The organism is Stenotrophomonas sp. 80084_Sma (genome assembly GCF_056481995.1).
The window spans coordinates 1,019,165-1,032,710 of the sequence record NZ_CM151177.1; the positions used below are offsets into that span (position 1 = coordinate 1,019,165).

Annotated in this window: 15 protein-coding genes and 1 tRNA gene; 13 read left to right on the forward strand and 3 right to left on the reverse strand. The window is 64.3% G+C overall.

The window, feature by feature from the left end; translation table 11 throughout:
* Window positions 1-11: 11 nt before the first annotated feature.
* The 13 genes from fabD (at window position 12) to ACZK3W_RS04820 (ending at window position 11,758) form a co-directional block, all read left to right on the forward strand.
* A complete protein-coding gene (gene fabD / locus ACZK3W_RS04760) occupies window positions 12-956 on the forward strand; it encodes an ACP S-malonyltransferase (protein WP_125895268.1) in 945 nt (314 codons plus the stop codon).
* 82 nt (window positions 957-1,038) lie between these two features.
* Window positions 1,039-1,782 (forward strand): 3-oxoacyl-ACP reductase FabG, encoded by a 744-nt coding sequence (gene fabG, locus ACZK3W_RS04765; RefSeq protein ID WP_004146899.1) that lies wholly within the window; start codon window positions 1,039-1,041, stop codon window positions 1,780-1,782.
* Window positions 1,783-1,934: 152 nt separating this feature from the next.
* A complete protein-coding gene (gene acpP, locus ACZK3W_RS04770) occupies window positions 1,935-2,174 on the forward strand; it encodes an acyl carrier protein (RefSeq protein WP_005415509.1) in 240 nt (79 codons plus the stop codon).
* A 143-nt stretch (window positions 2,175-2,317) separates the two neighbouring features.
* Window positions 2,318-3,580, forward strand: coding sequence for a beta-ketoacyl-ACP synthase II (fabF, locus tag ACZK3W_RS04775; RefSeq protein ID WP_049463472.1), 1,263 nt, complete (start codon window positions 2,318-2,320; stop codon window positions 3,578-3,580).
* A 156-nt stretch (window positions 3,581-3,736) separates the two neighbouring features.
* Complete coding sequence (locus ACZK3W_RS04780; RefSeq protein WP_125895266.1) at window positions 3,737-5,101, forward strand: aminodeoxychorismate synthase component I; 1,365 nt, start codon at window positions 3,737-3,739, stop codon at window positions 5,099-5,101.
* A gap of 211 nt (window positions 5,102-5,312) precedes the next feature.
* Complete coding sequence (gene mltG / locus ACZK3W_RS04785) at window positions 5,313-6,374, forward strand: endolytic transglycosylase MltG (RefSeq protein ID WP_317217318.1); 1,062 nt, start codon at window positions 5,313-5,315, stop codon at window positions 6,372-6,374.
* The gene (tmk, locus tag ACZK3W_RS04790; protein ID WP_478450513.1) at window positions 6,371-7,036 is read left to right on the forward strand and encodes a dTMP kinase; all 666 of its coding nucleotides are present in this window, start codon (window positions 6,371-6,373) and stop codon (window positions 7,034-7,036) included. The genes mltG and tmk overlap by 4 nt, the downstream gene beginning before the upstream one ends.
* On the forward strand, window positions 7,033-7,989 hold the full coding sequence (locus ACZK3W_RS04795; protein WP_164079917.1) for a DNA polymerase III subunit delta': 957 nt from the start codon (window positions 7,033-7,035) through the stop codon (window positions 7,987-7,989). Before tmk ends, ACZK3W_RS04795 begins: the two co-directional genes overlap by 4 nt.
* Window positions 7,986-8,339 (forward strand): PilZ domain-containing protein, encoded by a 354-nt coding sequence (locus ACZK3W_RS04800; protein WP_004146965.1) that lies wholly within the window; start codon window positions 7,986-7,988, stop codon window positions 8,337-8,339. Before ACZK3W_RS04795 ends, ACZK3W_RS04800 begins: the two co-directional genes overlap by 4 nt.
* 135 nt (window positions 8,340-8,474) lie before the next feature.
* Window positions 8,475-8,549 (forward strand) — tRNA-Val (locus tag ACZK3W_RS04805).
* Window positions 8,550-8,684: 135 nt separating this feature from the next.
* Window positions 8,685-10,094 carry a hypothetical protein gene (locus tag ACZK3W_RS04810; RefSeq protein WP_478450514.1) on the forward strand — a complete coding sequence of 470 codons (1,410 nt, stop codon included), beginning with the start codon at window positions 8,685-8,687 and terminating at the stop codon, window positions 10,092-10,094.
* A 12-nt stretch (window positions 10,095-10,106) separates the two neighbouring features.
* Window positions 10,107-11,006, forward strand: a complete 900-nt coding sequence (locus tag ACZK3W_RS04815; RefSeq protein ID WP_478450515.1) for a HipA domain-containing protein — start codon at window positions 10,107-10,109, stop codon at window positions 11,004-11,006.
* Window positions 11,003-11,758, forward strand: coding sequence for an HIRAN domain-containing protein (locus ACZK3W_RS04820; protein ID WP_478450516.1), 756 nt, complete (start codon window positions 11,003-11,005; stop codon window positions 11,756-11,758). Before ACZK3W_RS04815 ends, ACZK3W_RS04820 begins: the two co-directional genes overlap by 4 nt.
* Window positions 11,759-11,991: 233 nt before the next feature.
* On the opposite strand, the gene ACZK3W_RS04825 is transcribed toward ACZK3W_RS04820, so the two are convergent.
* From ACZK3W_RS04825 to ACZK3W_RS04835, 3 genes are all read right to left on the reverse strand, one after another.
* On the reverse strand, window positions 11,992-12,384 hold the full coding sequence (locus tag ACZK3W_RS04825; protein ID WP_478450517.1) for a phage major capsid protein: 393 nt from the start codon (window positions 12,382-12,384) through the stop codon (window positions 11,992-11,994).
* Window positions 12,385-12,510: 126 nt separating this feature from the next.
* Window positions 12,511-12,771, reverse strand: a complete 261-nt coding sequence (locus tag ACZK3W_RS04830) for a phage major capsid protein (RefSeq protein ID WP_478450518.1) — start codon at window positions 12,769-12,771, stop codon at window positions 12,511-12,513.
* Complete coding sequence (locus ACZK3W_RS04835; protein WP_478450519.1) at window positions 12,755-13,171, reverse strand: hypothetical protein; 417 nt, start codon at window positions 13,169-13,171, stop codon at window positions 12,755-12,757. Before ACZK3W_RS04835 ends, ACZK3W_RS04830 begins: the two co-directional genes overlap by 17 nt.
* Window positions 13,172-13,546: the final 375 nt, after the last annotated feature.

Below are 13,546 nucleotides of genomic sequence, written 5' to 3' on the forward strand. Positions count from 1 at the left end.
CGGATGACCGCGTGACCGTATCCACCCTCGCTTTTGTCTTCCCCGGCCAGGGCTCGCAGTCTGTGGGCATGGTGGCCGAGCTGGCTGAACTGCACCCGCAGGTGCGTGAAGCCTTCACCGAGGCATCCGATGGTGCCGGCGTGGACCTGTGGGCGCTGTCCCAGGGTGGCCCGGAGGAAATGCTCAACCGCACCGAATACACCCAGCCGGCCCTGCTGGCCGGAAGCATCGGCGTGTGGCGCGCCTGGAACGCCGTGGGCGGTCCGCGCCCGTCGGTGCTGGCCGGTCACAGCCTGGGCGAGTACACCGCCCTGGTTGCCGCTGGCGCGCTGAGCCTGCATGACGGTGCGCACCTGGTGCGCCTGCGCGGCCAGCTGATGCAGGAAGCCGCACCGGCCGGCGTCGGTGCCATGGCCGCCGTGCTCGGCGCCGAAGACCAGCTGGTGCTGGACGTCTGCGCCGAAGCCGCAGGCAGCCAGGTGGTGGTGCCGGCCAACTTCAATTCGCCGGGCCAGATCGTGATCGGTGGCGACGCCGACGCGGTCGACCGTGCGCTGGCGCTGCTGGCCGAGAAGGGCGTGCGCAAGGCGGTCAAGCTGGCCGTGAGCGTGCCCTCGCACACCCCGTTGATGCGCGAAGCCGCCAACCGCCTGGCCGAAGTGATGGCCGGCCTGGCCTGGCAGGCGCCGCAGCTGCCGGTGGTGCAGAACGTCGACGCCAAGGTGCATGACGGCATTGACGCGATCCGTACCGCGCTGGTCCAGCAGCTGTACCAGCCGGTGCAGTGGACCGGGTGCGTGCAGGCGCTGGCTGGCCGTGGCGTCACCCGGATCGCCGAGTGCGGCCCGGGCAAGGTGCTGACCGGTCTGGTCAAGCGTATCGACAAGGCCATCGACGGCCGTTCGCTGGCCACGCCAGGCGACTTCGAAGCCGCCCGCGAGGCATGGTCGGCCTGATCCCCCTTGTTCCTGCCGACCGTACCGGTGGCCGCTGCAAGCGGTACGGGAACGGCGGCCGTCCCAGCCTGAGGAAAACATCATGAGCAAGCCCCTGCAGGGTGAAATCGCACTGGTCACCGGCGCCAGCCGTGGCATTGGTGCCGCCATCGCCGATCTGCTGGCCGCCCAGGGCGCCACCGTCATCGGCACCGCCACCACCGAATCCGGCGCCGCCGCGATCGGTGAGCGCCTGGCCGCCCACGGTGGCCACGGCCGCGCGCTGAACGTCACCGACGCAGCTGCGCTGGACAGTGTGCTCGATGGCATCGCCAAGGAATTCGGCCCGATCTCGATCCTGGTGAACAATGCCGGCATCACCCGCGACAACCTGCTGATGCGCATGAAGGACGAGGACTGGGCGTCGATCATCGACACCAACCTGACCAGCGTGTTCCGCACCAGCAAGGCGGTGATGCGCGGCATGATGAAGGCGCGCAAGGGCCGCATCATCAACATCGCATCGGTGGTGGGCGTGACCGGCAATGCCGGCCAGGCCAACTACGCTGCCGCCAAGGCCGGCATCATCGGCTTCAGCAAGTCGCTGGCCAAGGAAATCGGTTCGCGCGGTGTCACCGTCAATGTTGTCGCACCCGGCTTCATCGACACCGACATGACCAAGGCGTTGCCGGAAGAAGCGCGTACCGCGCTGATCAACGACATCGCCCTCGAACGCCTGGGTTCGCCGGAAGACATCGCCCATGCGGTGGCCTTCCTGGCCGGCCCGGCTGCCGGTTACATCACCGGCGAAACCCTCCATGTGAACGGTGGCATGTACATGCCGTAAGCAAGGGGCGCAGGGATTGCGCCGCAAGTGGTTGATCTGCGGAGGTTTTTGCTGCGATGCAAGGCCGCGCCGGTTTCCACTACACTATCCCACGGCCATCGCCTTTGATGGCGACCACTTTTGAACCACAACTCCATCTGGAGCGAGATCCCATGAGCACCATCGAAGAACGCGTCAAGAAAATCGTCGTCGAACAGCTTGGCGTCAAGGAAGAAGAAGTCACCAACAGCGCATCGTTCGTCGATGACCTGGGCGCTGACTCGCTGGACACCGTCGAGCTGGTGATGGCCCTGGAAGAAGAATTCGAGTGCGAGATCCCGGACGAAGAAGCCGAGAAGATCAGCACCGTGCAGGCCGCCATCGACTACATCAAGGCCCACGTCAAGGCCTGATGTCAGACGGCAGTGCGCGCGCGGGCTCACGCTCGCCGCGCACCGCACCCCATGGGGCCGCTGTTGCGGCCCCGTGTGTTTGAGCATCACACCGAAGCAAACCGAGTTGCCCGTTGAAATCATCCGGGCCAGGAGAATCAGCAATGAAGCGTCGCGTCGTCGTAACCGGCCTGGGTATCGTCTCGCCGTTGGGCAATGATCTGGCCAGCAGCTGGGAAGGCATCACCCAGGGTCGTTCGGGCATCGGTCCGCTGACCAACGTTTCTGATGCCTATCTGGATCGGTTCACCACCAAGATTGCAGGTGAGGTCAAGGGATTCGACATCACCGCCGACAATGAACTGTTCGGCAAGTTCCGGGTCAGCGGCAAGGATGCCAAGAAGATGGACCCGTTCATCCATTACGGCCTCGGTGCCTCGTTCATGGCCCTGCACGACTCGGGCCTGGAAATCACCGACGCCAATGCCGAGCGCATCGGCGCCATCGTCGGTGCCGGCATCGGCGGCCTGCTCGGCATCGAAGAGCAGACCATCGAGTTCCACGAGGGCAAGAAGATCTCGCCCTTCTACGTGCCCAAGACCATCATCAACATGCTGCCGGGCCAGCTGAGCATCATCACCGGCCTGAAGGGCCCGTCGTTCTCGGCGGTGTCTGCGTGCGCGACCTCGAACCATTCGATCGGCACCGCCATGCGCATGATCCAGTACGGCGATGCCGACGTGATGGTGGTCGGTGGTGCCGAGCGTGGCTCGTCGCCGACCGCACTGGGCGGCTTCTGCGCGATGAAGGCCATGAGCACCCGCAACGACGCCCCGGAACAGGCCTCGCGCCCGTGGGACAAGGACCGTGACGGCTTCGTGCTGGGCGACGGCGCCGGCATCCTGATCCTGGAAGAGTATGAGCACGCCAAGGCACGTGGCGCGAAGATCTACTGCGAACTGGCCGGCTTCGGTGCCAGCTCCGACGCGTACCACATGACCGCACCGAGCGAGAACGGCGAAGGCGCCGCGCGCTGCATGGTCATGGCCATGAAGGACGCCGGCGTGACCCCGGAACAGGTGGGCTACCTCAACGCGCACGGCACCTCCACGCCGCTGGGCGACCTGGGCGAGACCATGGCGATGAAGACCGCCTTCGGCGACCACGCCTACAAGATGATGGTCAGCTCCACCAAGTCGATGACCGGCCACCTGCTGGGTGCCGCCGGCGGCGTGGAAGCGATCTTCTCGGTGATGGCGCTGCAGGACAACGTCATCCCGCCGACCATCAACCTGCAGCAGCCGGGCGAAGGCTGCGACCTGGACTACGTGCCCAATGAAGCACGCCAGGCCAAGGTCGACGTGGTGATGTCCAATGGCTTTGGCTTCGGCGGCACCAACGGCACGCTGATCTTCAAGCGCGTCTGACCGACGTTGTAGAGTCGAGCTTGCTCGACTCCGCCCTTGTGTAGAGTCGAGCCATGCTCGACTGAACGTGCAACACAGTCGAGCAAGCTCGACTCTACGCACGAGGAGGCCGCCGCAAGGCGGCTTCCGTGCATCTGAATCCCCGAACTGGCCGCCATGACCCACGCACCGCTGATCCACCCGCTGCCGCACCCGATCGATCTGCTGGCCCTGCAGCAGCACGACCCGGCACGCTTCCCGCTGCTGATGGAATCCACCGCCTCGGGCACCGCCCAGGGCCGCTGGAGCCTGCTGCTGGCGGCGCAGGGCGATAGCCTGCGGCTGGATGCCGATGGCCAGGTGCGCGACCAGCACGACGCGGTGCAGGCCGGCAGCTTCCTGCAGGTGCTCGACCGCGCCTGGCAGCAGGAACGCCTGCCGCATGACGGCAGCCACAGCCTGCCGTTCCGCGGCGGTTGGGCGTTGATGCTGGACTACGAAGTGGCCAGCCAGATAGAACCGGTGCTGCCGGCGCGCGCACGCGAGGACGGCCGCCCGACCGCGCTGGCGCTGCGCTGCCCGGCCGCGGTGCTGCACGACCACCACAACGAGGCCAGCTTCGTCATCGCCGAAGCCGGTGAGCAGGCGTTGCTGGATGCGCTGGTGGCACTGGCCTCGGCCGTGCTGCCCGAAGCCGGGCAGGGCTGGCAGCCGCCGCAGTCGGTGGGCGAGGATGCGCCGCAGCGCTTCACCGACGGTGTGCGCCGGGTGATCGAGTACCTGCGTGCCGGCGATGTGTTCCAGGTGAACCTGTCGCGGCGCTGGAGCGCGCAGTTCGCCGCGCCGGTCAGTCCGCAGGCGCTGTACGCGCAGCTGCGCCGTGCCAACCCGGCACCGTTCGCCGGCCTGTTCAGCGCGCACGGCCGCCATGTGGTCAGTTCCTCGCCGGAACGGCTGGTGTCGGTGCATGCCGGCCACGCGCAGACCCGCCCGATTGCCGGCACGCGTCCGCGCTTCGAGGGGGATGATGATGCCGCGCGCATCCAGGAGCTGGTCGGTCACCCCAAGGAGCGTGCCGAGCACGTGATGCTGATCGACCTGGAACGCAACGACCTGGGCCGCATCTGCCTGCCCGGCACCGTGGTGGTCGATGAGCTGATGACCGTGGAGAGCTACGCGCACGTGCATCACATCGTCAGCAACGTCAGCGGCCATCTGCGCCCGGAGGTCACCCCCGGCGAGGTGATCGCCGCCACCTTCCCCGGCGGCACCATCACCGGCTGCCCGAAGGTGCGCTGCATGCAGATCATCAGCGAGCTGGAGCAGGTGCCGCGTGGTGCCTACACCGGCGCGTTCGGCTGGCTGAACCGCGATGGCGACCTGGACCTGAACATCCTGATCCGCACCGCCGAAGTGGATGGCCACGAGGTGAGCTTCCGCACCGGCGCCGGCATCGTGGTCGACTCGGACCCGGACAAGGAACTGGACGAGACCTGCGCCAAGGCCCGCGGCCTGCTACGCGCGCTGGGCCAGCAGGGGTAGGCGTATTCCGGTAGTGCCGGCCGCTGGCCGGCAACCTCATGCACCCATGATCCGCGCGATTGCCGGCCAGCGGCCGGCACTACCGGTACCGGTGGGTGCCATTGTTCGGGTGGGTGCCGACCGTCGGTCGGCACAGGCGCATGCCCCCGGTCATGACCCCAATCCACCGGCACGGTATCCTGCACGACGGAATCGAGTTCAGAGGTAGTCCATGGCGGGAGCCAAGCGCGGGTGTCTGTTCGTGGTAACGCTGGTGGTGGTGCTGGCCGCCGTCGTGGCCGGCGCGGGCGCGTGGTTCTTCTACCAGCAGACCCGGTTCGCCGACGCTCCGATTACCCCGTCCGCCGAAAGCGTGGTCATCGCCAGTGGCGACGGCATGAACACGGTGCTGCGCAAGCTGCGCGACGCCGGCGTGGACGAGGGCCAGGACGCGCAGTGGCAGCTGCTGGCGCGCCAGCTCGATGCGGCCGGCAAACTGAAGGTGGGTGAGTACGCGCTCAGCAACGACCTGACCCCGCGTGATCTGCTGCTGCGCATGCGCGCCGGCAAGGTGCTGCAGCACCGCGTCACGATCATTGAAGGCTGGAACATCCGCCAGTTGCGTGCCGCGCTCAAGCGCGCCGAGCCGCTGCTGCACACCACCGACAACCTCGATGACGCCGCGTTGATGCAGCGCCTCGGCTTCGGTGGCCAGCATCCGGAAGGCCGCTTCCTGCCGGAGACCTACGTCTACCAGCGTGGCGACAGCGATCTGGATGTGCTCAAGCGTGCTCACGCCGCAATGCAGGACGCACTGGATGAAGCCTGGGAAAGCCGTGCGCCGGACCTGCCGATCAACACGCCCTACGAACTGCTGACGATGGCCTCGATCATCGAGAAGGAAACCGCGCTGGCCAGCGAGCGCCCGCAGATCGCCGGCGTGTTCATGCGCCGCCTGAAGATCGGCATGCGCCTGCAGACCGACCCGACCGTGATCTACGGCATCGGTGCTGCGTATGACGGCAACATCCGCCGCCGCGACCTGACCACCGATACGCCCTACAACACCTATACCCGCGCCGGCCTGACCCCGACCCCGATCGCCATGCCCAGCCGCGATGCGCTGATGGCGGCCGCGCAACCCGCAGCGGGCGACGCGCTGTACTTCGTCGCCGTGGGCGATGGCAGTGGCGCGCACGTGTTCTCGCCCAGCCTGGACCAGCACAATGCCGCAGTGGCCCGCTACCTGCAGCAGCTGCGCCAGCAACGTACCAAGGAGACCCCGGCGCAATGAGTCCCGCGCTGCTTCGCCACCCGCGTTTCGTCAGCCTGGAAGGCGGCGAGGGCGCAGGCAAAACCACCGCCATCAATGCCATCCGTGACTGCCTGCGCAGCCACGGTCATGAGGTGGTGCTGAGCCGCGAGCCGGGCGGTACGCCGCTGGCCGAGCGCATCCGTGGCCTGGTGCTGAAACCCGATGCCGAGATCGCCGCCGAGCCGCTCAGCGCCGAAGCCGAGCTGCTGCTGGTGTTCGCTGCACGTGCGCAGCATGTGCGCCAGGTGATCCAGCCGGCACTGCAGCGCGGCGCCTATGTGCTGAGCGATCGCTTCACCGATTCCAGCTATGCCTACCAGGGCGGTGGCCGCGGCCTCGATCCGCAGTGGATTGCCGATCTGGAACGACGCGCGGTGGGCCTGCTGCCGGGCCTGACCCTGCTGCTGGACGTGGACGTGGCAGTGGGCCGCGCGCGCGCCAATGGCCGCGACCTGTGGCCAGACCGCATCGAGAGCGAACAGGATGATTTCTTCCAGCGCGTGCGCGAAGTGTTCCGCAGCCGCGCGCAGCAGGACCCGCAGCGCTTCGCGCTGATCGACGCCGGCCAGGTGCAGGCGCGTGTAGCGGCCGATGTGGTCGCGCAGGTCGAGCGCTGGCTGCAGAGCGGGGAGGGCGCATGAGTACGTTCTCACCCTGGCAGCAGCGCGCCTTCGATCAGACCGTGGCCGCACTCGATGCTGATCGACTCGGCCATGGCCTGCTGATCTGCGGCCCGGCCGGGCTGGGCAAGCGCGAGGTGGCGTTGGCCCTGGCCGACCACGTGCTGGCGCGCGGCGATGCCGCGCATGCCATGCGCACGCGCCAGCTGATCGCCGCCGGCACCCATCCTGACCTGCAGCTGGTCAGCTTCATTCCGAACAAGAGCGGCGACAAGCTGCGCACCGAGATCGTCATCGAGCAGGTGCGCGAGATCACCGACAAGCTGGCGCTGACCCCGCAGTACGGCGTGGCGCAGGTGGTGATCGTCGACCCGGCCGATGCGATCAACCGCTCGGCGGCCAACGCGCTGCTGAAGACGCTGGAAGAGCCGCAGCCCGGCCGCTATCTGTGGTTGATCAGCAGCGACCCGGCACGCCTGCCGCAGACCATCCGCAGCCGCTGCCAGCGCCTGGAATTCAAGTTGCCGCCGCAGCACGAAGCGCTGGCCTGGCTGCAGCAGCAGGGCCACAGCGAAGCATCGGCACGCGAAGCGCTGGACGCGGCGCGCGGCCACCCCGGCCAGGCCGACAACTGGCTGCGCGAAGATGGCCTGAGCCTGCGCCGCGAAGTGGGCCGCGAGCTGGAACAGCTGGCCGCCGGCAAGACCGGCGCGGTGGAGCTGGCGCAGAAGTGGTGCGGTGATGACAACGCGGCGCTGCGCCTGCGCTTCGCCGCCGACCTGGCGCTGGCCCAGGCCAGCACCGATGCCTTGACCACGCCGGAGCGATTGCACAAGCTTGCAGCCTGGTTCGACGCTGCCAACCGCACCCGCGACCTGCTGCGCACCACGGTGCGTGCAGACCTTGCCGTGGTCGAGTTGCTACTGGCCTGGAACAAGGTGAACGAGCGGCCTGCCGCAAGGGGAAATCGATGAGTGCCAGCAACGCCCGCCAGGGCATCCTGTCCCTGGCCGTGAAGGACAAAGCCGCGCTGTACAGCGCGTACATGCCGTTCGTGAAGAACGGTGGCATCTTCGTGCCCACGCCCAAGCGCTACTTCCTGGGCGACGAGGTGTTCCTGCTGCTGACCCTGCCCGATTCCAGCGAACGCCTGCCGGTGGCCGGCAAGGTGATCTGGGTGACCCCGGCCGGTGCGCAGGGCAACCGTACCGCCGGCATCGGCGTGCAGCTGGCCGATGGCGCCGAAGGCGAGGGCGTGCGCCACAAGATCGAGACCCTGCTGGCCGGCCTGACCAGTTCGGACAAGCCGACGCATACGATGTAACGGCGCGCGGATTGCCGCCCTCGGTAGCGCCGGGCCATGCCCGGCTGCGTCCCTCGAAATGCCTGTGAACACGAATGTGAAAAACGGTTGACGGCCTCTGAAAAGCCCCTATAATGAGCGGCTCAGCAACACACCGGGCGGTTAGCTCAGCGGTAGAGCATTGCCTTCACACGGCAAGGGTCACAGGTTCGATCCCTGTACCGCCCACCAATATAACCTTGATTCTTCAAGGTTTTGCGAAAGCCGGCCTTGAGCCGGCTTTTTCGTAAGTGCGTGATAAGTGCAACGTGGCGGCCTGTGCCGGCGTGGCTCCGCACGGTCGTCACCCTAAGCGAGGGTGTGCGTATGCTTTCTTTTGCGACTGACTTTCCCGTGCGGGCCGGCACCACCGCAGCCTGCTTCCTAGCAGTGGTGCAGGAATGGATTTCCGGTTCTCCTCACACGGAGTTTAGTTCACAGGCGCTTGAAGCAATCAAGGGCTCTGGCCGTGTCAGTCTAGATGCTGGCACCGAAAGCGTGCTCAGTTTGCGCGTTGAACAGTCGGGAGGCTCGGCTTCAAGTGTCAGATATCACAGAGAGGATGGTCAGCTTCATTGGACTAGTTTGGTAACCTTCTCTGAAGGTCCCGAGCTGACACCTGTCGTTGCCATCCGAGTCTTCTGCGAAGCGGCTAATCCCTCTGTCGTGGTGCCGTCTGCAAAGAAGCCAGTGTTCGTACGTCTCATCCTTGACCGACTTGGTGGCGGATGGGACGACCGACTCGAAGTGGGCGAAGTCCCGCTGACCGTTAGCGCTCAGGATCTGCCCGCGGTGATTGCCTTCATCACCGGGAAGGGGCACAACCGGCTGCCGGTTGTCTATGTAAGCAGTGGATTCAATGGGCAACCGAAGGTTGATAGTGCGAATCTGGCACGCAAGCTGGCGGGCATGGCTCATGTTTTGGTCGAGCCAGACCGCCACTACTCGGTCGCACTGCGAGATAAGGTCGGGGGTCAGAACGCGTTTGGGGGCACGGTTGGAATTTACTGGCCTGGCGGAGATGGTCGTCGCACTCAAATCAGGCACGCCGACTACGCCAGTAGATCTGCCCTATTAGACGCAGTTGTTGACGAGGTCCGTATGGCTCTGGTCAATCGCCGTCCGCTTGATCGCTGCACTTTTGCGGCGGTTCAGGAGACGCTTGCTAAGCAAGAGATCGAAGTGCTCAAAGGTCGAGAAAGCCTGGCAATCGACGAGTACGCCAAAGTGTTCGACGGAGAACTGGAAGCCCAGGCTTTGAAGCTGGCAGACGCCGAACGAGAGATCGCGCGCCTCGCTGCTGAAGTGCGAATGTATGAGGCGCGTCATCCCCTAGAGGATGGGCTGGCGCTGAGTGTTGGCCAAGAGCGAGATCTCTATCCAAACGAAATCTCCGCGATGGTCCTTAGAGTGTTTGCGGAGTACTACGAGTCGACAAGTGGAGATACCAGACGGAGGGATCTGATCAAGGCGATTCTCGATAATAACGTTGAAGATGAATTCGCTTCCCAAGCTAAGGCCCGAATCAAGGAGGCGTTGCGTGGATACGTCAGGATGGAGTCTAAGGTGAAAAAGGAGTTCGAAGACTTGGGATTCGAGATCACCAACCAAGGCAAGCATCCCAAGCTTGTTTTCCGATCTGACGATAGGTACACCTTCACCCTTGCTAGTAGTGGCGGGGACAGCCAGCATGGCGGGCTAAACGCCGCCTCGGCTCTCTCCCGGCTTCTCTTCTGACGCAGGTCTGTCGTGGTCAAATTTTCCGTTGTGTCGGTTGACGAGGGGAGCGCAGGACTCTATGAGGCGCTAGGAACCAAGGCAAAATTTTGGTACGACGATGACGCATCTCTCTTCAAGCAAGGTCGGCCTGGAACAGGAGAAAACTGGGCAGAGGTGGTCGCGGCCGAAGTTGCGAGCGCATTGGGGATGCCCCACGCTGCCTACGACTTGGCAATTTGCGGACAGGCCCAAGGCGTAAGGACCTCAAACTTTGTCCCTAACGGAGCCCGCCTCATCCATGGCAACGAGATCATCACGGGTGTCTCAACTGGCGAGCGAATGGCGGCTCAAGAGCGTCGGCAATACCACACGATTCGTCGCATAGTCGCCGTTTTTCACAAAGTTCAACTCGGACTCCCAATAGGATGGGTTCCGCCGTCTCAGTCTATGACACCGTTGGGTGTTATGTGTGGCTATCTGATGTTAGATGCGTTGATTGGGAACCAAGACCGTCATGAAGAAAACTGGGCCATGATTGCGCTGCCAGGAACTCCGCCTGAGCTGCGCCTTGCCCGTACGTTCGACCACGCGTCAAGCTTGGGTCGCAACGAGACGGAGAAGACCTGTAACGCGCGCCTGTCGTCTACTAATCCCAATGGCGACATGTTGGCTTATTGTCTGAGAGCCAAGAGTCAGATCTACGGGAATGCGGGGGACAGGCTGACAACGCTGGAAGCTTTCCAAGAGATGGCGAAACGGTGTGAGCCCGATGCTAGGTTGTGGGTCGAAAGGTTGAAGCGACTCGAGGATTCTTTCTTTACAGAGTTGCTCGAGCGTGTTCCGGATGAGTGGATATCAGCGGTCTCTCGTAGGTTTGCTGTGGAGATGATGCTGATTAACAAGAGCCGGATTGTAGGCGGCATGACATGAAAACGATTTTTGTAGCAGGTAAAGACCCTCAAGCTAGTCGCTGGTATCCAGTCGCTCGTGTGCAGTACGACGGGCTAACTTTTAGACTGCGATATACCAAGGGCGCGCAGTGCATTGCGGGATTTTCCGGATTCGGGCTTATGAAGGAGCTGGAGGCGGAATACCAATCAAGTACTCTTTTCCCTTTACTTAGGAACAGGGTATTGCCTCGCAGCCGGCCGGAGTCGAAGGACTATCTTCACTGGATGGGTCTTCACTCGGACGCCGACGCGTTCGACGAGCTCTTTCGTTCGGGCGGACTGCGTGCAACCGACTCCATTGAGCTGGTGCCGTTGCCGATCCCCACGGCCGACGGCGATTACGAGGCCTACTTCTTTCTTCGAGGAATCGGGCACCTGCCCGGCGTCACTTCTGAGCTGACCTCCTCCCTTAGCGAGGGATCGCGCCTGTTTGTTTTGAGGGATGTGCAGAACGAGTATGATTCGACCGCTCTTCTGCTCCGAACCGGGCAGCCGGTCTCACTGGTAGGCTACGCGCCGCGCTACTACTCCTCTGACTTCTCTCGGTTGATCGAAGGTGCTGGGGCCACACAGGCCGTGGTCGAGGTGGTTCGAGTCAATCCAGGAGCACCTTCTAGCTACCGCGTGCTCTGTCGCATGAGAGCTCCTTGGCCGTCAGATTTCCTACCTTGTCAGGGGGAGGAATACGAACCGCTTGGCGACTTTCGTTTTTCCGGTTCGGCTTGGGACTGATGGCGGCGTCGCAGCGCGCTCACATTGGCTTCGCTTGGGCGGGAGGTCGCCGGAGAAATGGTTTTCTCAACTGACGGCGTAAGTAGAAAGGTAGGCTGAAGTATCCGCGGGGGAGGTCGCTCAACTTCCGACATCCCCCGGCCCCTGTGCGGTCACGGCGGTAAGGAATGACTCGCGTCTACGCCGCCCGCGCTGCCGGCGTTGTTAGGGGCACCGCCGGCTGGCCCCGCACTTCATTCGGAATCGGTCACGCCGTCAATGACGGTGAATACCTTAGGGTAGGCGGATACCACATCGAGGCGGGTGTGGCAGATGAAGCCAACTTCGCCCGTCTCGGCATACAGTTCCTTCAACAGCTGAATCGATACCGATTCGCGCATGTAGATGGTGAACATGTGGAAGCCACCCACGTAGATGGCCGCCGCGTTCTGGGCAGTTCCCGCTTCCTCGTTGGTCGGGATCTGGCTGGTGGTGAGGAACTTCCAGTCGCTCAGGGCTTCGGGGCGGCGCAGCGGCTGGCCGGTGGTGTCCACCAGCAGGCTCATGGTCTCGTCTTCGCGCGGCGAGAGGATGGCGACGCTCGGCGCCGGGGCGTTGGCCTCGGTAATCAGGCGGCGGGCACGCACGAAGGGCCGCTATTCGGTGATGGGCCCGCCGTTTGCGCCCATCGACAACTTGTTGATGCCAGGAATGTTCCGCAGCCCGAGGATCTCCGGCTCGGCGCCGCTGCCCATCAGGGAAGCGCGGTCGATCTACTTGGCGAACGCCTGAGCGATTGCGGTGTTCAGCGCGGTATCCAGACCACCAAGCGAGTCGGCCAGCAGCTCGCGGGAGATCTTGAAGCGGAACGCCAAGCTACGCGGGGTGACCTTGACCGAGCGGAATACCGGCTCGCTTTCAGCCACCTGGCCGGGCTCCTGGCGCCTGGCCGGCGTCGGGATGGTGTCCACGGCGGCGATGCTGAAAGAGCTGGCCGAGGTATCCAGCACAGCGACGTTAGCGCCCGCAGGCATCGCCGCCGGTGAGACAGTGATGCGCCTCGCGCACCAGTTGTCGCGCGGCCACGATCAGTCCATCAGTGTGGAAGGCACCCAACTGCTGGTCCGGTCCACCCTCGGCGCGCGCTCGATCGCCCGCCTGCAGCAGATCGAGCAATGCACTGAGCCCGGACAGCGAGCGGCGGAGCGAGGCGTGATTGCTGGCGCAAAGCGTGAGGCTGCTACACGGTTGTCCGTCATCGCCGTCGGCATGGTTGATGGCATTGAGGCAAGTAAAGAAGGCAGGCGACTGCACGGGCAGACTCTGTTCGTGCAGGGCGCATTCGATCTCGCGTGCGAGGTCCCCGGGCACGTGAGCGGCGATGTCGCCGATCAGGGCGAATAGGCGGGGATGGACGGCGGTGCGGTTGGTCATGGCGAAACCCTCACTGGCGTGGAGCCACCTTCCAGAGTGAAGGTGGCGGACGGTGCGGGTTGGCGTGCCGGGGCAAACACAACGGAGTGAGAAATCACCCGGCGGATCGAGTGATCCCCACGCACCGCCCGCCATTGAGGGCAGTTGGTGCATTTTTGCGGCTACGCACTGCTGCGCAACCTATCCGTTCGGTTTGCTTTTTCGAGACGCCAATCCCGGCCTAGGCATCTGCCTCGGCCCGGAGATCATCGGATCGCACAATCACAGTGGTCTGTAAGGAAAGTTCTCAACTGAGTGCAGGCGCACCAAGCGTTCACCGTTCTGTGCCCTGCAGCACCCGCCCGCTGTGAAGCCTGTCACTGATGGCGCATATCG

Coding starts and splice junctions, on each gene's coding strand:
- ACZK3W_RS04820 (WP_478450516.1), top strand. CDS start 11,003: ATGAAAACGATTTTTGTAGCAGGTAAAGACCCTCAAGCTAGTCGCTGG.
- acpP (WP_005415509.1), top strand. CDS start 1,935: ATGAGCACCATCGAAGAACGCGTCAAGAAAATCGTCGTCGAACAGCTT.
- ACZK3W_RS04795 (WP_164079917.1), top strand. CDS start 7,033: ATGAGTACGTTCTCACCCTGGCAGCAGCGCGCCTTCGATCAGACCGTG.
- ACZK3W_RS04780 (WP_125895266.1), top strand. CDS start 3,737: ATGACCCACGCACCGCTGATCCACCCGCTGCCGCACCCGATCGATCTG.
- ACZK3W_RS04800 (WP_004146965.1), top strand. CDS start 7,986: ATGAGTGCCAGCAACGCCCGCCAGGGCATCCTGTCCCTGGCCGTGAAG.
- fabG (WP_004146899.1), top strand. CDS start 1,039: ATGAGCAAGCCCCTGCAGGGTGAAATCGCACTGGTCACCGGCGCCAGC.
- fabF (WP_049463472.1), top strand. CDS start 2,318: ATGAAGCGTCGCGTCGTCGTAACCGGCCTGGGTATCGTCTCGCCGTTG.
- tmk (WP_478450513.1), top strand. CDS start 6,371: ATGAGTCCCGCGCTGCTTCGCCACCCGCGTTTCGTCAGCCTGGAAGGC.
- ACZK3W_RS04830 (WP_478450518.1), bottom strand. CDS start 12,771: ATGCCTGCGGGCGCTAACGTCGCTGTGCTGGATACCTCGGCCAGCTCT.
- ACZK3W_RS04810 (WP_478450514.1), top strand. CDS start 8,685: ATGCTTTCTTTTGCGACTGACTTTCCCGTGCGGGCCGGCACCACCGCA.
- ACZK3W_RS04835 (WP_478450519.1), bottom strand. CDS start 13,171: ATGACCAACCGCACCGCCGTCCATCCCCGCCTATTCGCCCTGATCGGC.
- mltG (WP_317217318.1), top strand. CDS start 5,313: ATGGCGGGAGCCAAGCGCGGGTGTCTGTTCGTGGTAACGCTGGTGGTG.